The sequence below is a fragment of the Bradyrhizobium sp. BLXBL-03 genome (assembly GCF_051853015.1).
Lineage (GTDB): Bacteria > Pseudomonadota > Alphaproteobacteria > Rhizobiales > Xanthobacteraceae > Bradyrhizobium > Bradyrhizobium manausense.
On sequence record NZ_CP182470.1, the window covers coordinates 5,327,380 to 5,348,673 of the forward strand.

Annotated in this window: 22 protein-coding genes; 12 read left to right on the forward strand and 10 right to left on the reverse strand. The window is 63.3% G+C overall.

The features are described 5' to 3' along the window. Positions 1-2 precede the first annotated feature (2 nt). The 8 genes from ACNJX9_RS25705 (at position 3) to ACNJX9_RS25740 (ending at position 7,781) form a co-directional block, all read left to right on the forward strand. The gene (locus ACNJX9_RS25705) at positions 3-1,544 is read left to right on the forward strand and encodes a sugar ABC transporter ATP-binding protein (protein ID WP_271601995.1); all 1,542 of its coding nucleotides are present in this window, start codon (positions 3-5) and stop codon (positions 1,542-1,544) included. Continuing rightward, positions 1,541-2,527, forward strand: coding sequence for an ABC transporter permease (locus ACNJX9_RS25710; protein WP_439404827.1), 987 nt, complete (start codon positions 1,541-1,543; stop codon positions 2,525-2,527). The genes ACNJX9_RS25705 and ACNJX9_RS25710 overlap by 4 nt, the downstream gene beginning before the upstream one ends. Then, positions 2,524-3,516, forward strand: a complete 993-nt coding sequence (locus ACNJX9_RS25715) for an ABC transporter permease (protein WP_057758603.1) — start codon at positions 2,524-2,526, stop codon at positions 3,514-3,516. The genes ACNJX9_RS25710 and ACNJX9_RS25715 overlap by 4 nt, the downstream gene beginning before the upstream one ends. A 48-nt stretch (positions 3,517-3,564) precedes the next feature. Then, positions 3,565-4,680 carry an autoinducer 2 ABC transporter substrate-binding protein gene (locus ACNJX9_RS25720; RefSeq protein WP_057758605.1) on the forward strand — a complete coding sequence of 372 codons (1,116 nt, stop codon included), beginning with the start codon at positions 3,565-3,567 and terminating at the stop codon, positions 4,678-4,680. Between the two features lie 78 nt (positions 4,681-4,758). Further along, complete coding sequence (locus ACNJX9_RS25725) at positions 4,759-6,123, forward strand: FGGY-family carbohydrate kinase (RefSeq protein WP_439404829.1); 1,365 nt, start codon at positions 4,759-4,761, stop codon at positions 6,121-6,123. Positions 6,124-6,214: 91 nt separating this feature from the next. After that, positions 6,215-6,511, forward strand: a complete 297-nt coding sequence (locus tag ACNJX9_RS25730) for a hypothetical protein (protein ID WP_057758609.1) — start codon at positions 6,215-6,217, stop codon at positions 6,509-6,511. A 52-nt stretch (positions 6,512-6,563) separates the two neighbouring features. After that, the gene (locus ACNJX9_RS25735; protein ID WP_439404831.1) at positions 6,564-7,046 is read left to right on the forward strand and encodes a VOC family protein; all 483 of its coding nucleotides are present in this window, start codon (positions 6,564-6,566) and stop codon (positions 7,044-7,046) included. 12 nt (positions 7,047-7,058) lie between these two features. Then, positions 7,059-7,781 carry a DUF72 domain-containing protein gene (locus ACNJX9_RS25740; RefSeq protein WP_057758611.1) on the forward strand — a complete coding sequence of 241 codons (723 nt, stop codon included), beginning with the start codon at positions 7,059-7,061 and terminating at the stop codon, positions 7,779-7,781. A gap of 2 nt (positions 7,782-7,783) precedes the next feature. Here ACNJX9_RS25740 and ACNJX9_RS25745 read toward each other — a convergent pair whose 3' ends face one another. The 3 genes from ACNJX9_RS25745 to ACNJX9_RS25755 form a co-directional block, all read right to left on the reverse strand. Next, positions 7,784-7,957 (reverse strand): hypothetical protein, encoded by a 174-nt coding sequence (locus tag ACNJX9_RS25745; protein WP_167354020.1) that lies wholly within the window; start codon positions 7,955-7,957, stop codon positions 7,784-7,786. A 16-nt stretch (positions 7,958-7,973) separates the two neighbouring features. Next, entirely contained in the window at positions 7,974-9,050 is a 1,077-nt protein-coding gene (locus ACNJX9_RS25750; protein WP_439404834.1) for a flavodoxin family protein, read from the reverse strand. Between the two features lie 1,116 nt (positions 9,051-10,166). Continuing rightward, positions 10,167-10,949, reverse strand: coding sequence for an SDR family NAD(P)-dependent oxidoreductase (locus ACNJX9_RS25755; RefSeq protein WP_439404835.1), 783 nt, complete (start codon positions 10,947-10,949; stop codon positions 10,167-10,169). Between the two features lie 177 nt (positions 10,950-11,126). Between ACNJX9_RS25755 and ACNJX9_RS25760 the strand changes: the two genes are divergently transcribed. Genes ACNJX9_RS25760 through ACNJX9_RS25770 form a run of 3 tightly spaced genes read left to right on the forward strand, consistent with a single transcriptional unit; the run spans position 11,127 to position 13,975 of the window. Beyond that, the gene (locus tag ACNJX9_RS25760; protein WP_439404837.1) at positions 11,127-12,302 is read left to right on the forward strand and encodes a zinc-dependent alcohol dehydrogenase; all 1,176 of its coding nucleotides are present in this window, start codon (positions 11,127-11,129) and stop codon (positions 12,300-12,302) included. Between the two features lie 10 nt (positions 12,303-12,312). Beyond that, positions 12,313-12,858: a hypothetical protein gene (locus ACNJX9_RS25765; protein ID WP_439404839.1), complete on the forward strand. Its 546-nt coding sequence runs from the start codon at positions 12,313-12,315 to the stop codon at positions 12,856-12,858. Next, on the forward strand, positions 12,845-13,975 hold the full coding sequence (locus ACNJX9_RS25770; protein ID WP_439404840.1) for a DUF305 domain-containing protein: 1,131 nt from the start codon (positions 12,845-12,847) through the stop codon (positions 13,973-13,975). The genes ACNJX9_RS25765 and ACNJX9_RS25770 overlap by 14 nt, the downstream gene beginning before the upstream one ends. Positions 13,976-13,988: 13 nt before the next feature. On the opposite strand, the gene ACNJX9_RS25775 is transcribed toward ACNJX9_RS25770, so the two are convergent. Then, entirely contained in the window at positions 13,989-14,597 is a 609-nt protein-coding gene (locus ACNJX9_RS25775; protein WP_439404842.1) for a cysteine hydrolase family protein, read from the reverse strand. A gap of 115 nt (positions 14,598-14,712) precedes the next feature. Between ACNJX9_RS25775 and ACNJX9_RS25780 the strand changes: the two genes are divergently transcribed. Continuing rightward, entirely contained in the window at positions 14,713-15,228 is a 516-nt protein-coding gene (locus ACNJX9_RS25780; protein ID WP_057758622.1) for a YciE/YciF ferroxidase family protein, read from the forward strand. A 178-nt stretch (positions 15,229-15,406) separates the two neighbouring features. Here ACNJX9_RS25780 and ACNJX9_RS25785 read toward each other — a convergent pair whose 3' ends face one another. The 6 genes from ACNJX9_RS25785 to ACNJX9_RS25810 form a co-directional block, all read right to left on the reverse strand. Next, entirely contained in the window at positions 15,407-15,985 is a 579-nt protein-coding gene (locus tag ACNJX9_RS25785; RefSeq protein ID WP_439404844.1) for a histidine phosphatase family protein, read from the reverse strand. 55 nt (positions 15,986-16,040) lie between these two features. Beyond that, the gene (locus ACNJX9_RS25790) at positions 16,041-17,120 is read right to left on the reverse strand and encodes an ABC transporter ATP-binding protein (protein WP_439404846.1); all 1,080 of its coding nucleotides are present in this window, start codon (positions 17,118-17,120) and stop codon (positions 16,041-16,043) included. A gap of 9 nt (positions 17,121-17,129) precedes the next feature. Beyond that, on the reverse strand, positions 17,130-17,963 hold the full coding sequence (locus tag ACNJX9_RS25795) for a carbohydrate ABC transporter permease (RefSeq protein ID WP_439404848.1): 834 nt from the start codon (positions 17,961-17,963) through the stop codon (positions 17,130-17,132). 9 nt (positions 17,964-17,972) lie between these two features. After that, complete coding sequence (locus tag ACNJX9_RS25800) at positions 17,973-18,923, reverse strand: carbohydrate ABC transporter permease (protein WP_439404849.1); 951 nt, start codon at positions 18,921-18,923, stop codon at positions 17,973-17,975. A 131-nt stretch (positions 18,924-19,054) separates the two neighbouring features. Further along, positions 19,055-20,317: an ABC transporter substrate-binding protein gene (locus tag ACNJX9_RS25805; RefSeq protein WP_439404850.1), complete on the reverse strand. Its 1,263-nt coding sequence runs from the start codon at positions 20,315-20,317 to the stop codon at positions 19,055-19,057. Between the two features lies 1 nt (position 20,318). After that, positions 20,319-21,263, reverse strand: coding sequence for an N-acetylmuramic acid 6-phosphate etherase (locus ACNJX9_RS25810; protein ID WP_439404851.1), 945 nt, complete (start codon positions 21,261-21,263; stop codon positions 20,319-20,321). Between the last annotated feature and the right edge of the window lie 31 nt (positions 21,264-21,294).

The window sequence follows — 21,294 nt, forward strand, 5'->3', positions numbered from 1 at the left end:
CCATGACAACGGACCCGCATCGTGAAGCTCCAACCGCACCGCTCCTGTCGGTGCGTACGATCGAAAAGTCTTTTCCAGGCGTGCGGGCCCTGTCCGGCGTCTCGTTCGAGGCCGCCAGGGGCGAGGTCCACGCCTTGCTCGGCGAGAACGGCGCTGGCAAGTCGACGCTGATCAAGATCATCTCCGGCGTATTCCCGCCCGACCGCGGCGAGGTGCTCGTGGATGGCAGGCCGGTTGACCTTGCGCGGCCGGACGATGCCAGGCGCGCCGGCATTGCCACGATCTATCAGGAGCTGTTGCTGTTCCCGGAGCTTACGGTCGCCGAGAATATCTTCATGGGTCACGCGCCGCGCGCGGGCCTTGGCCGGATCGACTGGCGGGCGATGCACGAGAAGACCAATGCCCTGCTCGCCTCACTCGAGATTCATGATCTGCAAGCCGACCGTGTCGTCGGCTCCCTCAGTGTCGGCAATCGCCAGCGCGTCGAGATTCTGCGCGCCCTGTCGCAGGATGCGCGCATCCTGATTATGGACGAGCCGACCGCGGCTCTGACCGAGTACGACGTGACGCGCCTGTTCGACATCGTGCGCAAGCTCAAAGGCCGCGGTGTCGCTGTGATCTATATTAGCCACCGGCTCGACGAGATTTTCGCCATCGCCGATCGGGTCACCGTGCTGCGCGATGGCGCACATGTCGCAACCAGGCGCGTCGCGGACACGGACGCAGCCGAGCTCGTGCAATTGATGGTCGGCCGCAGGATCGAAAGCCTGTTCCCGAAGGTCACGGTTCCGATCGGCAAACCGGTGCTTGAGGTGATGGGTCTCGAGCGACGGCCGTTGACGAGGAGCGTCTCGCTCACGGTGCGGGCCGGCGAGATCGTCGGCCTTGCCGGCCTCGTCGGCTCGGGTCGCAGCGAGCTCGCGCAAACCATTTTCGGCGTCACGCCGGCCGATGGCGGCGAGATCCGGATCGACGGGCAGCAAGCCGATATTCGCTCACCGGCCCAGGCGCGCTCCCTGGGGATCGCCTACGTTCCTGAGGATCGCGGCACGCAAGGCCTGGTGCGGCCGATGACGGTGCGCGAGAACTTCAGCCTCGCCGCGCTGGGCAAGGTTGCGTTCGGCGGCTTCATCGATCGCGGCGCCGAGCGCAGGCTCGCCGGCGATGGCGTCAAGCGCTTTGCCGTCAAGACGAGCTCGCTCGAGCAGGTCGCGGGCAAGCTCTCCGGCGGCAATCAACAGAAGATCGTGCTCGGCAAATGGCTCGCCAATGGGCCGAAGCTTTTGATCCTCGACGAGCCCACGCGCGGCATAGACGTCGGCGCCAAGGCGGAGATCCATCGGTTGATGGGCGAGCTCGCGGCCCAGGGCCTCGCCATCCTGATGATTTCGAGCGAGCTGCCGGAGGTGCTCGGCATGAGCGACCGCGTGCTCGTGATGCGCGAAGGCCGTGTCGTTGCCGAATTCCCGCGCGAACAAGCGACGCAGGAGTCGGTCGGCGCAGCGATGATGGGCAGCCACGAAAACGCGGAGAAAGCGGCATGACGGCGGTCACCTTGGTCAGCGCCGAGGTTAGTCCGCGGCGGCGGCTGAAGGTGCTCGCCTCGCAGGAGGCCTTGCTCGCGATCGCGGTCATCGGCCTTGCCATCGCGGTCGGCCTTTACAATCCGCGCTTTCTGGCGGCACGCAACCTTTCCGACGTACTGCTAGGCAACGCCTATATCGCGGTCGCCGCAGTCGGCATGTCGATGGTGATCGTATCAGGCAACATCGATATTTCCGTCGGCGCGCTGATCGGCGTCCTGGCGACGATCAGCGGAACTCTGGCCGTGAATGGCGCGCCGATCGTGGTCGCCTGGCTGGCAGCACTCGTTGCCGGCGTCGTGGTGATGGCCTTGCAGGGTGTCATCATCGCCTATCTGCGCATTCCCGCGATCGTGGTGACGCTCGGCATGCTGTCGATCCTCAAGGGCGGCCTGATCAGCCTCACCGGGGGCAAATGGATCACCGACCTGCCCCATAGCTTCCATCTCGCCGATATCGAGCTCTTCGGCATGCTGCCGTTTCCGGTCTTTCTCATGATCGCGGTGACGATCCTGGCCGCGTTGTGGATGCGCTATTCGGCCTCGGGCCGCGCGATCTACGCGGTCGGCGGCAACGCCGAAGCGGCGCGGCTGTGCGGCATTTCGCAGCCGCGGACGATCGTCATGGTCTTCGCACTGCATGGCTTGTTCGCAGGAGCTGCCGCCCTGCTCTACGCGACGCAACTGCGCGTCATCCAGTCGACCGTGCCGCCCAATCTCGAGCTAACGATCATCACTGCATCCGTCGTCGGAGGCGTCAGCATTCTTGGCGGCGTCGGCACGGTCGTCGGTTCGACCCTTGCGGCCGTCCTGATCGCCGAGATTGCCAGCGCACTGGTCTTCATCGACGTCTCGCCCTACTGGATTCGCGCAGTGCAGGGCGTTCTCATCCTCGTGACCGTGATCGCCGACATTCTGCGGCGCCGGCGCATGGCCGGAGCATGAGCGCCATGAGCGAGATCCCCCTGCCCCAAGCCGCCAAGCGCGTCATGCCCTGGTGGCTGCTGCGCCACGAGACCATGCTCGCGGTGATCCTGCTCATCGCGCTGATCGGGTTGGGGAGCATGAACAGCCGCTTCCTCACGCTCGACAATCTGCTCAACCAGGGCAGGCTGACGACCGAGGTCGGGCTCATCGCGCTGCCGATGACCTTCATCATCATCACCGGCGGCATCGATCTCTCGGTAGGCTCGATCGTCGGGCTCTGCGCGATCCTGCTCGGCTACTCCTGGAAGGTTTTCGGCTTTCCCCTGCCGCTGGCGATTGGCTTCTCGCTGTTCATCGGCGGCGTGGCGGGGTTCCTCAACGGAATCGTCATCACCAGGGTGAAAGTGCCGCCGCTCATCATGACCATTGCGACCCTGGCCCTCTACCGCGGCCTCGCCGAGGGGATCAGCCAGGCGCGTTCGGTGCGCGGCTACCCGGAATGGTTCTACTTCATCGGACAGGACAATCTCTTCGGCGTGCCGGCGCAGCTCTGGCTCTTGCTGATTGCAATCGTGGTGACGGCAATCGTTCTTGACCGCACAACGTTCGGCCGGACGCTCTATGCGATCGGCAACAATGAGACTGCGGCGCGCTTTTCCGGGTTGCCGGTCGATCGCGTCAAGCTGATCATCTACACTCTATCGGGTTTGATGGCCGGCCTTTCCGCGTGCGTTCTCGTCTCCCGCGTGACCACGACCCGCTCGGACATGGGGATCGGCTATGAGCTGGACGTGATCGCGGCGGTCGTGCTCGGCGGCACCAGCATATTCGGCGGCATTGGCACCATCTGGGGTACCGTAGTGGGCCTCGCGATGATCCAGCTGTTGAAAAACGGGCTGGCCCTGACCGGCGTCAAGGGCGACGCGACGATCGTCGTCATCGGCACGGTCCTCATCCTTTCAACTCTTGTGGCGAGTTCGCTCCAGCGGAGACGCGAGGGCGTTTGACGGCGTGTCTAGCCGCAAAAAGCGGCATCAAAATGGGAGGAAAACAAGATGAAGCTCGGATTAGCTGCTGCATTCCTCGGCGCGACGCTGCTGGCCGGAACGGCCTCGGCCGCGGACAAGAGATGGGACGGCGCGGACGACCTGCCGGTCAATCCGCTCGCCTGTTCGGCTGGCGAAGCCAATGCCGCGCCCGCGGCCAAGCCTTATGATGGCGGCAAGCCGACAAATGCGGCTGACAAGGCCGGCAAACCGATCACACTGGTCGACGTGCCGAAGCTGATCGGCATCGGCTATTTCAATGCGACATCGAAAGGCATGCAGGATGCCGCCAAGGCGCTCGGCAATGTCACGGTGAAGACCGACGGCCCGACCGAGGCCAAGATCGACGAGCAGATCAAGTTCATCGACAATTACATCACCAGCGGCGTCGACGGCATTCTCTTCGCTGCCAACGATCCGGTGGCGATTGCGCCGGTGCTGAAGAAGGCGCTGTCGAAGGGCATCCACGTCGTCGGCTATGACGCCAATTCGACACCCGATGCACGCGAATGGTTCGTCAATCAGGCCGAATTCAACGGCATCGCCAAGGCGATGATCGATTCGATGGCCAAGGAAGCCGGCGAGGACAAGAGCTTTGCGATCGTCACCTCGACTTTCACAACGCCGAACCAGGCACGCTGGATCGCCGAAATGTGGGCCTATGCGCAAAAGTGCCATCCCAAGCTGACATGGCTGGAAACGGTCGAGGCGCAGGAGGACAACAACCTGTCCTTCAACCAGGCGACGACTCTGATCAACAAGCATGGCGACAAGCTGGCCGGCCTGTTCGGCATGACTTCGGTCGCAACGCCCGCCTCCGCGGAAGCCGTCACCAAGGCCAAGCTCTGCGGCAAGGTCGCGGTGGTCGGTCTCGCCACGCCCAACGCGATGAAGCCGTATGTCAATGCGGACTGCGTCAAGTCGGTCGTGCTGTGGAATCCGGTCGATCTCGGCTATGCCGCGACCTATGTGGTGCGCGCCGTGGTCGACGGCAGCCTGAAGGCGGGCGCGACCTCCGTCGACGCGGGCAAGCTCGGCAAGCTGAACGTGGTCAATGGCAGCGAGATCCTGCTTGGTTCGCCCTTCATTTTCACCAAGCAGAACATCAAGGACTTCGATTTCTGATCTGAACGCCTCGTCCGGCCGCCGAGCGCGGTCGGGCGAGGTTGGTTGCCGACATGCTCCACTCGCCTTGAGTTGACGATGAGCCAGACGGTCGCAGTCCTCGACATCGGCAAGACCAACGTCAAGCTTGCCTTGTTCGACCGCGGCCGGCTGCTCTGGGAAAAGTCGGCGCCCAATCGCATTCGGTCGGGGCCTCCATATCCGCACGAAGACGTCGAGAGCGCATGGAGCTTCTTCCTCGATGCGCTTCGTGAAGCCGCACGCACTCATCAGATCAATGCGATTGTTCCGACCGCGCATGGTGCTGCCGGCGCTTTGATCGGCGAGGGCGAGCTCGCCGCGCCGGTCATGGACTACGAATTCACTGACGTGGACGCGATCGAGGTCGACTATGCCGCCCTGCGCCCGCCCTTTTCGGAGACTCTTTCGCCGAAGCTGCCGGCCGGCCTCAATCTCGGCCGCCAGCTCGCCTACCAGAAATGGCGCTGTTCGGAGCTCTTCGTCAAGGCGAGGCATTTCGTCGGCTATCCACAATATTGGGCTTGGCGCCTGAGCGGCGTCGCGGTCTCCGAAGTCACCACCATCGGTGCTCATACGGATCTCTGGGCACCGCGGGAGGGGCAGGTTTCGAGCCTCGTCAGAGCGCTTGGCGTCGACCATCTGCTGCCGCCGATGCGCCGCGCCTTCGAGCCGCTTGGTCCGATTCAGCCTGCCATCGCGGCCGCGACCGGGCTCGCGTCTGACACGCCGGTCTTTTGCGGTATCCACGATTCCAATGCTTCACTTCTGCCCTACCTCGTCTCGCGCCAGGCGCCGTTCACCGTGCTGTCGACCGGAACCTGGGTCATCCTGATGAGCGTGGGTCTTTCGCTCGATCAGCTCGATCCTCGCGACGACACGCTCGCCAATGTCGATGCGCTGGGCCGCCCGATCGCCTGCGGACGCTTCATGGGTGGACGCGAATACGCCATCATCGCGGAGAGCGGCGGTAGCGCGGATCTCGAGGCGATCGAGCGCGTCATCGCCTCCGGCGCGATGGCGCTGCCCTGCTTCTCCGGTCAGGGCGGACCTTATGCGACGACCGCGGGCGTGGTCCGCGGTGAAGTCGCAGCGCAAGATCGGGCCGCACTTGCGACGCTCTATTGCGCGCTTGTCAGCGATCTGATGCTGACACGCATGGGAGCGGCCATCGGCGACCTCATCATCGAAGGAACTTTCGTTCGCAACCTTCTCTTCTGCCAGACGCTCGGCGCGCTACGCCCGTCGCAGCGTGTCTTTGCGGCGGAGGACGCCTCAGGCACGGCACGGGGCGCGGCAATGCTTGCGCAATGGCCCCCTTCTTACCGGATGGTGGAGCCGGCCCCTGTCGCTCCGATTTCGATATCCGGCCTCGATCGTTATCGTAAGGCCTGGACGGCAATAGTCGACTTGATCGCTCGGTGAGCCAGCGCCGAACCGGTGATCAGCGCGCGCGTCATATCGAAAACGGAACCAACACGCTGATTCGTGCCTTGAAGATCAAGGAGGATCAAACATGGCACGTACAGCATGGAAACGTCCCGGCTCGCCGATCGGCAAGAAGGGGCCGCGCAAGGCAAACCCCTCGTACAAGCGTCGCTCGCGTCAGCCGTGGTCGACAGCGGACGTCAGGATGTTGCGGCAGCTCGCGAAGGGCAACACCCCGACGGGCGTCATGAGCATCAAGCTGCAGCGCCCGGTCGCGGCGATCCGCAGCAAGGCGCATCGCGAAGGCATCTCGCTGAAGCCGATCAATCGCTCGCCCTATAACCGGCGGGCGGCCAAGACGCGCACGGCGAAGCGGCGACGCTGACGAGCAGGCCCGGCTTCCCTCGCAAGGCCGGCCCTGGCGTCTCGACGACTGCGTGAGCGTCGGAGAACTCCTCGTTCATGAAAGAGAGCCGCAGATGATCCATCACGTCTCGGTCGGCACAAACGACGTTGGCCGCGCGAAGGCATTTTACGATCCGCTCATGCGGCTGATCGGCTTTCGCCTCATCAAGGTCTCGCCGACGGCAGTTCACTATGGCGCCTCCGACATCGCCTTCAGCCTCGAAACGCCGATCGACGGCCACCCGGCATCTGCAGGCAATGGGGTGCACATCGCCTTTCAAGCGCCCGACCGGGACACCGTCAGGCGCTTCCACCAGATCGCCCTCGCGCAGGGCGGAGCCGACGCAGGCGCACCCGGAATACGGGCGAACTACAACGCGAATTATTTCGGCGCATTCGTCCGTGATCCCGACGGCAACAAGATCGAGGCTGTCACCTATACCGCCAGGGAGAGCTTCGATTTATTGGGGACCTCGACAGATGCGCCGAAAAAGATACCGCTCCCTAACAAATGATAAGGCAGCGCGATGGCGCAGGTTTTGGTTGGCACATCCGGCTGGCACTACGATTCCTGGCGGGGTCCGTTCTTTCCGGACGGTCTTCCGCTGAAGCAGCAGCTGCGTTATTACGCCAGCCAGTTCGCGACCACGGAGCTGAATGGCGTATTCTACCGAACACCGACACCCGAGGCGGTCGAAGCCTGGCGCGAACAGACCGGCCGTGACTTCGTCTTCGCCTGGAAGGCGTCCAAATTCATCACGCATTGGAAGCGCCTGACCGATCGCTCGCAAAACAGCCTGGAGCTGCTGGAAGACCGCATGTCATTGCTGCGTGGCAAGGCGGGGCCAATTCTCTTTCAACTGCCACCGCAGTTCGAAGCGAACGCCGACAGGCTCGGCTCCTTCTTCAAGCTGTTGTCGCGGAAACGCCGCTACAGCTTCGAATTTCGCCACCCGAGCTGGTATCAGCCCCGCATCCTGCGAATGCTGGCTGACGAAAACATGTCGCTCTGCCTGTCGGACCACCACGATGCGCCCGCACCCTGGAAGCGCACGGCAGATTTCGTCTATGTGCGCGGCCACGGCCCGAGCGGACGCTATCACGGCCACTATACCGGACCGATGCTGGCGCAATGGGCGCGCCGCATCAAATCCTGGAAGCGGCAAGGCTGCGATGTCTACGTCTATTTCGACAATGACCAGAAGAGCGCCGCGCCTGCCGACGCACAAAAGCTGAAGGCGCTGCTCTAGCGTCAGGGACCACCGGCAACAGAGCCTGCGATCACCATGACAAGCTCGGCAAGGTCGATCTTTCCGTTTACGACCAATTCCTCCGAGGAACCTTCGACCTTCAGCGCTTGCGGCCGGTTGGCCGCCTGACGCTTGAGTTCGCCGACGATGGATTCCTTGAGCTTCTCTTCGAGCATTTGTGCTCTCCCTGCGTCATTTGGGGTTCGGGTCTTCGAGGCCGAAGCCCGGCTCCTGGAGCTGCCCGCTCCGCGCAAGCCGGACAGCATTGCCGAGCGCACGTGCCGCATTCAAAACCTCCTGCTGGAACGCGTGGTCTTCATCCAACTCGTGATGCGAGGTGGCATATTGCTCCATGTAGCCAACATAGCCGTCGAGCTCCCCGAAGCGGCCCGCGGAGATCAGGTGCATGTCGGTCAGCCAATCCGATAGTGTCCGGCGCACGCCCTCGGCACCGACGCTGTCGCCGTGAACGACCAGCCCGAAATGCCGGCCCGCGAGATGGCGCGGGTACGACCAGCCCTTCAGCTCGATGGCCTTGGCTTCGACAGCCTTCTTGCCGTGTGTCGATGTCGGGTCAGGGTTGCCGCCGTCCGCGCAGACCAGGCGATCCATCATCGCCTTGAGGCCGCCCGGCGCATGATACCAGTTCACCGGCGTCACGATCAGGATGCCGTGGGCGGCGACCCAGAGCGGATAGATCTCGTTCATCCAGTCATCGGTCTGACCCAGCGAATAATTGGGATAGCAGCTGCAGGGCCAGTGACACAGCGGCATCGCGGTAGAGACGCAGGACTTGCAAGGGTGAATGGCCTTGCCGAACTCCGATGTCAGACGGGACAGATCCAGGATGTCGACGGCAAAGCCCATCTCGATAAAGACAGGCTCCGCGAGCTTGACCATGCGCCAGGTCTTTGACATCTCGCCGGGACAGGTATGCTCGCTGCGCGCCGAGCCATTGATGACGAGGATGCGCGGCACAACGCTGGCGTCGTCGTGTCGGCGCTGCGCCTTCAGGATCGCATCACGCGCCGCCAGCCAGTCGACGGCGAGATCATAGTCGGGATCAGCAAAGCCGGGGCCGGCCTTTCGCGTCACCGGCGCTTTGCGCGAATGGCTGTAAGCATCCCAGGCAGCGCCGACGATCGCATCGAGCTCCCGCTCGAGCGGTGCAAAGACAGGATCGACAAACCGGCTCCTGTAACGGCTTTCGAATTCCTCACGCGACAGCTTGACGGGCGGCATCCCCTTGCGAACGTCCGGTTCCGCCATGCTAGCTCCTCGCGAAGATGGGTATGATCGGCCCAACCCGAGAGGCCCCCGTGCGGTTCCTCCGCGGATCTTCGCCGGCTTTGCAGCGCACCGCACGCTGGACGCTGCTCCGCATCGCCGGGGAGATGCCACCGCGCGCCGAAGGCAGGAGAGCGGAGTTATGGCTCCCTCCACGCCGTCATTGCGAGCGCAGCGAAGCAATCCAGAATCCCTCCAAGGAGGCAGCCTGGATTGCTTCGTCGCAAGAGCTCCTCGCAATGACGGTGTGTGTGGTGGCGGCGTCGCTCTTTCAATCCGCATCTTCATCGCAGACACACCTTCGCATCCTCGCGGCTCATTTTGCCCGAGCTTTTGCATGAATGTCTCACCCTCAACTGAAAGAGGGCGCAGGGAAGACCGGGTGCCCGACTGGCACCCGCGGTCCACTGTGCGATAGGTTGCGCTACAAGAGGCTGCACAGCGGCATACAGGTGAAGCCGAAACATCCGGCCTTCCCTGCGCAGTGGTTGGAACGGCTTATGTCGTGATCTCCCCGGGGAGCGATGCACTATTGCCCCCGTCGTCTCGCAGACGCTGATGCAAGGGGCCCGGTTGGGCCACACGCATCACCACGAGCCTTGGCGCACAGGCTCCGGGCGCCAGGACCACACGATTTTGCCGTACGCGGGAATCACACCGGTCGTTTGCGCGATGGCCTCGCTCACGGTTGCCCGCCCTGCAAAGCCTGATCGCGCCGATGTGACCCACGCCCACCGCCGCCCGGCCCGCGTCGTGACGATCGCGATACGCCCCTCTTCCATGGGCCGGGTTGCGCGATCCATACGATATTTCCGAATTTCGGTAAAGTGGAATATTTTTGACCAACGGCGTTGCCCTACGCCTAGCGTGTTTTGCCTGTCGGGCAACGCAAGGTCTTGTAGCCCGACGCATTGAACCAAAGCCACCTTATGGCGTTAACTCCGGCACCGCCGGGTGACAACCGGACACAATAGGGAACGATGGACGTGGCGCATTTTTCCGGTTTCTGCCCACGACATCAACGCATCGGTACGCGCTGACATCTAACCTGTTCCCGGCGCGTGCAGCCTTCCCGCCGCACGCGCCAGCACAGCCCTCCTACCGCTTTGCCGTGCCCGGCTCGGCCATCTTGCGATGCTGCCGCGCCAGCACCTCGTTGGGCGTGACATTTGCGACCGTCGTCTGAATCTTGTTCTTCATGCCGGTGACGATATCGGACTCGCCGCGCAGCATCGCCTCGAAGCCTGCTTTCGCGACCTCATGCGCGTCGTCCTTCTCCTCGGTGCCGACCTTGGTATCCATCATGTCGGCGCGGCGGAAGAATTCGGTCTCGGTCGCACCGGGCATCAGGCACGTGACGGTAATGCCGCTGTCACGCAGTTCCTCGCGCAATGCGAAAGAGAAGGAATCGAGGAACGCCTTGGTGCCGTTGTAGACGGCCTGGAAGCTGCCGGGCATGAAGCCGGCGATCGAGCCGGTGATCAGGATGCGCCCGGAATTTCGTCGCAGCATCTCGTTGCCGGCGCGATGGATCAAATAGAGGGTCCCGGTGATATTGGTATCGATGACGCGCCTGACGCGCGTGAAATCCTGATCAAGGAAAGCTTTGCCGAGGCCGACGCCGGCGTTGGCCAAGAGCGCGTCGATCGGACGGTCGCCGACCGCGGCGCAGAGCCTGTCGACGCCTTCCGTCGTGGCGAGATCGGCCTCGACTGCCTCCACGCTGGCACCGCTGTTGCGGAGTTCGGTGGCGGCCTGCTGGATAGCCGGCTCGTTCGCGGCAATGACGAGGTCGAAGCCGTCTTCAGCACAGCATTTGGCGAGTTCCAGGCCGATACCGGTGGAGGCGCCGGTGACGACGGCGAGTTGGTTGGCGGGCATGGGCAGATGTCCTTGAGGTTGAGGCGATGACGCCCAATCGCTCCGCCACCTCCGCGTTCCTATCGGCACGCAAGCCAGCCGGTTACAGAATTTGTGCGTCCGATAGCAACCATCGTTTCATCCTGGACTTAGATGCCTCGTAGTTCAGGCGGGGCACGATTCAGGCGGAGCACGGACATGAAGGCGCTGGTTTGGCACGGCAAGGAGGACATCAGGTGCGACACGGTCACCGACCCTGAAATCCAGGATCCGCGCGATGCGATCATCAAGGTCACCAGCTGCGCGATCTGCGGCTCCGATCTCCACCTCTTTCACAACTATATCCCGGGGATGATGCCGGGCGACATCATGGGCCATGAGACCATGGGCGAAGTGGTCGAGGTCGGCGCCGGCGTCGACGGCAAGCTGAAGAAGGGCGATCGCATCGTCGTCCCCTTCACGATCATCTGCGGCGAATGCGAGCAGTGCAAGCGCGGCAATTTCTCGGTCTGCGAGACCACCAATCGCAAGCGCCATCTCGCCGACAAGGTGTTCGGACATGCGACCGCAGGCCTGTTCGGCTACACGCATCTGACCGGCGGCTATCCTGGCGGCCAGGCCGAGTATCTGCGGGTTCCATTTGCGGACGCCACTCACATCAAGGTTCCCGCCGGCATCCCCGATGAGCAGCTGCTGTTTCTCAGCGATATCTTCCCGACCGGCTGGCAGGCAGCCGTGCAATGCGACATCGTGCCGACCGACACGGTTGCGATCTGGGGCTGCGGGCCCGTCGGCCAGATGGCCATCCGGAGCGCGATGCTGCTCGGCGCCAACCAGGTCGTTGCGATCGACTGCCTGCCGGAGCGGCTGAGCATGGCCGAGGCCGCCGGCGCCACCACGATCAATTTCGAGACTGAGAGCGTGCTGGAGCGGCTGAAGGAGCTCACTGACGGCAAGGGTCCGGAAAAATGCATCGATTGCGTCGGCATGGAAGCGCATGTGATGGCCTCCCTGCCCGACACCGTGCTCGATCGCGCCAAGCAGATGGTGATGCTGGAGAGCGACCGGCCGCACGTGCTGCGCGAGATGATCTATGTCTGCCGGCCCGGCGGCATCATCTCGGTGCCCGGCGTCTACAGCGGTTTCTCCGACATGCTGCCGATGGGCGCGTTCATGAACAAGGGGCTGACGATGCGGACCGGCCAGACCCACGTCAACCGCTGGACCGACGATCTGCTCCGTCGCATCGAGGAGGGCGAGATCGATCCGTCCTTCGTCATCACCCACACCGTGCCGCTCAACCAAGGTCCCGAGATGTATCAGCTGTTCCGAGACAAGCGCGATTCCTGCGTCAAAGTCGTGCTGAAGCCCTGAAGGAGCCATCATGTTTCATTTCTCCAATATCGTGCGCTCCAAGGGCGATCCGACCATCGTCGAGAGCGGACCCAGCCTGAAGCGGCCGCAAGACCAGCTGGCACGCGCGCTCGGCTGGTTCAGCCTCGGCCTCGGCGTCGTGGAGCTGCTGGCGCCGCGGCGGGTCACGGAAACGCTGGGCATGGAGGGCAGCGAGACCCTGGTTCGCGCCTTCGGCGTCCGCGAGATCATAGCGGGGATCATGTCGCTGTCCGTCGAGAAGAATGCCGGCCTCTGGGCCCGCGTCGGCGGCGACGGCCTCGATGCAGCCGCATTGCTCTCCGGCCTGACATCCGACAATCCCAAGAAGGGCAACATCGCGCTGGCCTTGCTGATGGTCGGCGGCATCGCCATGCTCGACTATCGCGCTGCACAGGATACCAAGCCGCGGCGACCGCCGCGCGATGCAAAACGCAAGCTCTATCCCGGCCGCAGCGGCTTCCCGAAAGGAGTGAAGGCGGCGAAGGATCGTGCGAAGGACATGATCCAGCACGCAACGGCCGGTGTCACTTCCTGACGAGCCTGGCACAGGGCGGCGGCGACGCTCACGCTGGATCGCCGCCGTCGCGCTCGGACTGATCAGCAGCAGCTTCTCGACCATCGTCAGCCAGCTCTTCGCCGCTCGGATCGGACGTGACGCAGCCGTCGACTGGATGACCGTTGCGGCCATTCCGGCGCGCGACTGGGCGATCGGCGCCGAGCCGAGCTGGAGTGCGATCGTCACCGGCATCGCCTTCCATCAATGGGCAGACTTCTCGTGGGCGGTGTTCTTCTTTGGTGTGCTCGGGCGCTGGACCGCGAACCTGCGACCCCAGACAATCCTGCTGCTGGCCTTGCCCTGGGCGGTGTTCTCTTCGAGCATGGAATGGTTCGTGCTGGTGCCGCTGTTTCCGTTCTGGCAGCCGCTGTTCAGCCTTCAGCAACCCTACTGGATCGGCCTGCTCGTTCATGGCTCTTCGGCCGTGATGTATCCGCTGTTCGCCAGGTTGCGCTGGCGCCGTGGCCAGGCACCGGCGCAGGTCGTCGCCTTCACCAATGCATGGGGCGCGGGCGCCGTGTCGGTCATCGTACTATTGGGGACTATCGCCCTGCTCGGCAGCGGTGGCTACGAAATGCCATGGCGGGGACATGACAGGGAGGTGGACCAGACCTATCTCCGACACATGACGACGCATCATGAGCAGGGCGTCGGGCTGGCTCGGTTCGCCGCCGCCCATGCCCGCGATCAGCATCTGCGCAAGCTGGCCATGCTGATGGTCGCGAGCCAGACCGGCGAGATCAGGATTTTCGCGCATTGGTGGCGGAGCTGGTTCGATACCGATCTCCCCGATTGCACCGCCGAGGAGCGCGCCGCCATGCCTGGCTTCCTGACGCCGGTCGAGATGCGGCTGGTCAAGCTTGCCCCGCCTGATCAGTTCGATGCTGTTTTCGTCGAGATGATGAGCCGGCATCACCGCGGAGCGGTGAAGATGGCGGACCAGATGTGGCACAGCGGTGGCGATCCGCGCCTGCGCGTGATGGCCCATGCCATCCGCCACGAGCAGCAGGGCGAGATCGCGTTGATGCAGGGAATGAGCGGTCTTGATGCGGTCGTCACGGCGACGCGGAACATGCTGGGAGACAATGTCAATTGATCGCGAGGCGTCATCACTCGCGCCAGAGCTCCATCAGCTCCTCGCTGGTCACCAGATCGACCTGACCGTGAAACCGTGTGCGGTACATCGTCATGAGCGCATCGTGGCCGACATCCGACGAGCTGCACAACGCGTCCTCCACGAGGACGACCCTGAAACCAATGTCGACGGCGCTCAGAACCGTCGACAACACGCAGACATCGGTCTCCGCGCCGGTGATGACGACGGTCCCGACGCCCTTTTCGACCAGCAGACTTGCCAGGGCCGGATTGCTGAAGGCAGAATAGGCCGGTTTGTCGATGATGCGAACCGGAGGAACGTAGCGGGCCAACGCCGGCACGAGGTCGAGAGCGGATGAGGGAAGGCGGTTTCGCGTTGCCTGGTGCCAGCGCCGAAAATAATTCTGCCACTGCCCTGGACGATCCTCCGGCACCTTCGGCGTGATGAAGCGTGTAAAGATGGTGCGGGCCTGGTAGCGCGACACGATCGAGCCGATCGTCGGCAGAACCCGCTCCATCCAGGGCGTTGCCCAGAGGCCGCCAGGGGCGAAGATATTCTGCATGTCGATGCAGAGATGGGCTGCATCCCTGACTTCGGCGACCTCCGATTGGCTGTCCCTCATCGTCCTCCACCGTCGGCATCCCGCGACATTCTGGCCGGCGTTTCGCGCATCCCTACTAGGAACCTGCCCGGGCGCGAGGCGTTCCAAAGCCACATTGTAAAAGGAGACATCGGATATGGGCCTCTTTACCAAGGACATTAAGTCGATGGAGGATCTGCTGATGCACGGCCTCCAGGACATCTATTATGCCGAGCAACAGATTCTGAAAGCGCTTCCCAAGATGATCGACAAGGCCACCAACCGCGACCTCGTTGCGGGGCTGAAGGCGCATCTGGAGGAGACCAACAAGCAGGTCGAGCGGCTCGACAAGGTCTTTGCCAAGCTCGGCAAGCAGCCGAGCGGCACCGACTGCCCGGCCATCGACGGCCTCATCAAGGAAGCCGACGAGACCGCCGGCGAGATCGAGGACAAGGCGGTTCTCGATGCGGCGATCGTCGCCAACGCGCAGGCCGTCGAACATTACGAAATGTGCCGATACGGCACGCTGATCGCCTGGGCAGAAGAGCTCGGCCACGACGAGATCGTACGCTTCCTGACCACCAATTTGAACGAGGAAAAGGCCGCAAACACCAAGCTCAATACGGTGGCGCTGCGCAAGGGCGTGAACGCGAAGGCATCGAGTGCCGCTTGATAGCCCGCGCCAGGCAAGGTGCCGTAAGACTGGTTGCGTGGCGGGCGATCTCCCTCGGCGTTGCGATCGCGACCACCTGCCCTCCACCAGTCGTCGCGCTGAACGATCGGCTTTTCGACGTCGGCCGGTGCAGGCCAGCGTTCGGCTCATCGAGCAGAATGCATGACTGGAAGCGATGTCACAGCTCTTCGAGGCGGCGCCAGCCGTGCAGGACCCGCCGCTCTTGCGAGGTGAATGCGAAGAAGCAGCCGCCTCCGGCCAGCTGGTCGTGGGCGCGATCAATCGCCAAACCGGCGTAATGGCAATACAAGAGAGTGCCGACGCCACCATGGCCGACAAAGAGCACGTCGCCCGGCGTGCCGCGGGCCAGCACATGCTCGACCTCGCCGACAATGCGCAGCTGGGCGTCAACCGCGCGTTCCCAGCCGCGAATGCTGACGTGGGGTTGCCCGAAGAACTGATTGGCCGTCGCCTCGAACTCGTCGGGGACGAGGAAGCCTGTGGCCGATCGGTCGTTCTCGTGCATCGCCTCGCGCACCTCCACGCCGATACCCAGCTTTGCAGCGATGATCTCGGCGGTCTCGATCGCCTTCCGCTCTCCGCTGCAGATGACCTGCCTGGTTCCCGACAGCCGCCCCGTGGCCGTCACGGATTCCGTACGCGCTCTGCCGATCTGGCTCAGGCCCCATTCCGGAACAGGAATTGACGGATCGATCGTCACCTGAGGATGGGTCAAATAGCGGACGACATTCGTCATGGCTGAACGATCGCCTTACTTGCCTGCAGTCGGCATCGCATCGCCTCCCAAGTGCCTACGTCGCAACACGCAGGCCAGAAGCATCGAAGACGTGAACATCGGGACCCGCGGCAACGAGTGTCACCGTCTCGCCCGGCGCCGGCGTCCGCCGACCGCGGACCTCCGCAACGAAAATCCTGCCGTCGGCGCGGCGCAGATAGGCGAAGGAGGCCTCGCCAAGCCGCTCGACCAGTTCGACGACGCCTTCGGCGACGAAAGCACCGGCCTCGCCCCGGACAAGATGCTCCGGACGGACGCCGACCGTCAGCCTGTCGCCGACCTTCAGCGATGCCGCAGGGGTGTCGAGGTCGCGAAACGCGGCACCCGTCACGCGCGCGCGTCCGCCCTCGATGCCCTTGACCTCAGCCTCGAAGAAATTCATGGCGGGCGAGCCGATGAAGCCGGCAACGAACAGATTGGCCGGTTCATAATAGAGATCGAGTGGTTTGCCGACCTGCTCGATGCAGCCCTTGTTCATCACGACGATGCGGTCGGCAAGCGTCATCGCCTCGACCTGATCGTGCGTGACATAGACGATCGTCGATTTCAGCAGCCTGTGCAAATTCGCGATCTCGACGCGGGTGGAGACACGCAGGGCTGCGTCGAGATTGGAGAGAGGCTCGTCGAACAGGAAAACAGCGGGCTCGCGCACGATCGCACGGCCGATGGCGACACGCTGACGCTGACCGCCGGACAGATCGCGCGGATAGCGCTCGAGCAGCTCCTCGAGCCGCAGCATGCGCGCCGCCTCTGCGACGCGCCGCTCGCGCTCGGTCGGCGGAACGCCGGTGAACTTCAAGCCGAACGTCATGTTCTTGCGCACATTCATGTGCGGATAGAGTGCGTAGGACTGGAACACCATCGCGATGCCGCGCTCGGCGGGAGCGAGCGTGTTGACGAGCTTGCCGGCGATATGGATGTCGCCGCCCGATGCACCATCGAGCCCGGCAATCATCCGCAGCAGCGTCGACTTGCCGCAACCTGAAGGACCGACGAGAACGACGAATTCGCCGTCCTCGATGCTCAAATTGACATCGTTGAGCACCGTCGTCGCGCCATAACGCTTGTTGAGTTGCTCGATGCGCAGATTGGCCATTCTGACAACCTATTTGACTGCGCCGGAGGTGAGGCCCGCGATGAGTTGGCGCGAGAGGATGACGTAGATGATGACGACAGGCAGAATCGCCATCGACAGTGCGGCGAGCACGGAATTCCAGTCGGTGATGTACTGGCCGAGAAACTGCTGCACGCCGAGCGTCACCGTATGGGTCGAATCGCTCGAGGTCAGGATCAACGGAAACCACAGGTCGTTCCAGATCGGCACGATGGTGAAGACAGCGACCGTGGCGATGGCCGGCCGCAGCAGCGGGGCGACCACCTCGAAGAAGATGCGGGTTTCCGGCACGCCGTCGCAGCGCGCCGCATCGCGCAAATCCTTCGGGATCTGCTGGATGAACTCGCTCAAGATGAAGATCGACATCGGCAGGCCCTGCGCGACATAGACCAGGACCAGGGCCGTCAGCGTGTCGTTGAGCCCGGCGGACCGCATCATGTTCAGGATTGCGACGGAGCCGAGCCGGATCGGCACCATGATGCCGATCGACAGGAACAGCGCCAGCGCCGTCGAACCACGGAAGCGGTACTCGGTCAGCCCCCAGGCCGCCATGGCCCCGAACAGCAGGACCAGCGCCATGCTGACGAGAGTGACGATCAGCGAATTCGAATAGTACAGGAGGATGTGGGAGGAGCGGAACACCTTCTCATAGCCGATCAGGCTGAAGGTTGACGCGTCCGGCGGCGCCAGCGGGCTGCCGAAGATGGCGCTGCGCACCTTGAACGAATTCATCACGACAAGCAGGATCGGACCCACGGCCAGGAGGCTGTAGGCAATCAGGACCAGATGGACACCGATGCTCCTTGCGCGCTGATCCGTCGTCATGCCTCCCCCTCAGAAAGCGTAACGGCGGATGCGCCGCTGCACGAGGAAGAGATAGAGGCAGAGACCGAGAAGGATGATGAAGAACATCACGGTCGCAACCGCGGCGCCCATCGTCGGATTACCGAGCTGGAGCTGATTGCCGAAGAAAGTGCGGTAGAAAAACGTGCCGAGAATGTCGGTGGCGAAATTCGGTCCCGCGAGCGCGCCCTTGACCGAGTAGATCAGATCGAAGGCGTTGAAATTGGCGACGAAGGTCAGGACCGAGACCAGGCTGATCGTCGGCAGCACCAGCGGCAGCTTGATGTGGAAGAAGATGCGGAACTGTCCGAGCCCGTCGACGCGTGCCGCGTCGATCAACTCTTCGGGGATGTTGAGCAACGCGGCGTAGATCAACATCATCGGGATTCCGACGAACTGCCAGACTGAAATCAGCGACAGGGTGACGAGCGCGCTCGATTCCAGCCCCAGCCAGGGCGCAAAGAGCGAGCCCAGTCCGACCGCCTTTAGGGCGCCGGAGGCGACGCCCCAGAGCGGCGAAAGGATCAAATTCCAGGAGAAGCCGACAATGACGACCGACAGCATCGTCGGGAGAAACATCACGGTGCGATAAAAGCCCTTGAGTCTCACACCCGGCAGGCTGAGCAATCCCGCGAGCGCAATACCGACCGGATTCTGCACGCACATATGCACGATGAAGAAGATCAGGTTGTTGCCGAGCGCATTCCAGAATGGCTTCGACCAGAGCGCATCGCCGAGCAGCATTCGGAAGTTGGCGAGGCCGACGAAAGACCGGGATCCGGACGGATCGCTGGTGTAGGTGGACAGCGCCATTGTCGCGACGAGCGGATAGATCGAAAACAGGGTATAGATCACGACCGCAGGCCCGAGAAAGAACAACAGAAGGCCCGCGAGCTTTGCGCGAGGCATCTGGGCCGTGACGTGCGAGACCGGTTCAGCCATGACGGGAAATGAACAAACCTACCATGCGTTATCGCGCTGTGTGCTCGTGCCTTCTCCTGGCAGAGCGTGCAGCAACTATCGACCAAGAACAGCCCCTCTCCCCGCGAGAGCGGAGAGAGGGAGACCTCATATCACTTGGCGGGCTTGTACCACTTGTCGAGACCATCCTGGAGCTGCTTGCCGGCAGCTTCGGGCGTCAGCTTGCCGTTGACCACCTGCGCGGACACGTTCCAGAGCTCGTTTTCGAGATTCGGCGTACCGCGCGACAGGATCTGATACGAATTGCGGATCGTCGACTTGCAGGTCTGGCGCCATCCGACCATCGTCGAAGCGACGTCGTCCTCGACCTTCACCGGAGTCTTGCCGAGGGGGAAGAAGCCGGGAAGCGCGTTGGCGTAGATCGTTGCGAATTCCGGCGTCGTCAGCCATTCCAGGAATTTCTTGGCATCCTCCTTGTTCTTCGAGGCTGCGTTGATGCCCATCGCGATGTCGGTGTGATCGGAGATATAGCAATCCGTCGTGCCGGCTGGCTGCGGCGGCGGGAATGCACCCATGGCGAATTTCGCCTGGCCGCGGAATGTCGAGATGTCCCACGAGCCGGCCGCATAGATCGCGCCCTTGCCGAGCGAGAACAGGTTCTGACTGTCGGCGTAGGTCTGCGCCTGGAAGCCAGATCCGAGATAGGGCGCCCAGCCTGCGATCTCCTTGAAGGCCGCGACGTATTGCGGATCGGTGAGCTTCTCCTTGCCGGCGATCAGATTGGCCCTGCCCGTCTCGCCTTTCCAATAGTCGGGACCGATGTTCTGGAAGCCCATGGTCGCAGCCTCCCACTGGTCGGCCGTGCCCATCACCAGCGGGACATAGGTCCCGTCCTTCTTGAACTTCTCGAGCACGGCGTGGAATTCGTCGAGCGTCTTCGGCTCTGATACGCCGAGCTTGGCGAAGGCCTCCTTGTTGTAGATGAACCCGGCGATGACGGAGGCGATCGGAACACAGAAAGTGGTCTTGCCGTCGTCGGTCTGCCATGCAGCCTTTGCGAGGTCGGAGAAATTGTCCATGCCCTTGATGCCGTCGACGGCGTCGAGCTGATGCTTCTGGTAGAGCGCGAGCGAGGCGTCGAACGGACGGCAAGTGATGAGGTCGCCGGCCGTGCCGCCATCCAGCCGCGCGTTGAGGGCGGCGTTGTATTCCTTGGGCGCCGAGGGCGCGAATTCGACCTTGATGTCGGGATAGCGCTTGTTGAAGGCGGGAATGATCTTGGAGTTCCAGATGTCGGCGTCGTCATTGCGCCAGCTCTCGATCTTCAATGAGCCCGCCTCGGCCGATGCCAGCCCCGCGAGCAACGCCAACGCGGCAACCTCAGCTCCCAATCCGGCCTTGAATGTCCGTCTCATGCTACGCTCCCTTGTTCGGGCCTTCGCCCTTGCTTCCGTGGATCCTTGCGCGGCGCAAGGCGTCGTCGATGCGGCCTCCCGCAACGGCGAGCCAGCCTTCGGCTTCGCTCATGTTGGGGATGCCGCAGGCAATCAACACCGCCGGCTTGACGTCGCCGCCGGCCTCACGCAACGCCGCTGCCGCCTTGGCATCGCTGACATCAGCGATCGCGGCGACGATCCCGCGCGCCCGCTCGCGCAACTTCGCGTTATCCGCCTTCAGATTGACCATCAGCCCTTGATGAATGTGACCGAGCTCAAGTCCCATCAAGGATGAGAGCATGCCGAGCGCGGCCTTCTGCGCGGCTCCGGCCGCGAGCCGTGTCGACCCGCGCAGCGCCTCCTCCCCGCTTTCGAGCAGGATCGAGGCATCGGCGATAACAAGCAATGGCGAGACCGGACGGTGCGCGACGCCAATCACGAAGGCGCCGCGGCGACGCGCCTCTGCGGCCGCGGCCACAGTGAACGGCGTCGAGCCGCTCGCCGATACGGCGATCACGGCGTCGCGGGAGAGATCGCCAAGCTCTGCTATCGAACGCTCACCGGCTGCAGCATCGTCCTCGGCCGCGCCGTCGATGCGAAACGGCTCGGTGGTCCCGCCGGGCAGGACAATCGCGATGCGGCTCTGGTCAAGACCGAACGTCCCGGGAAGCTCGGCCGCATCTTCGGCCGCCGCAAGGCCCGACGACCCCGCGCCGACGTAGACCAGGCGTCCACCCGCTCGCCAAACGGCGGCGAGCCGAAGGGCCGCCTTACGGATGTCACCAGAGACAGAAGCGACCGAAGCAATCGCGCGGCGGTAGGAGGCCAGCATCGCGTCGGCAAACATCGCCTCATCTGAGGTCACGACATCGATGGTGTCGCCGCACCTCTCTCCGCCCGTGTCCAAGTTCGGCAGTACCGACATCGTGAATACCAATGGTAGATACCTCTTGTAT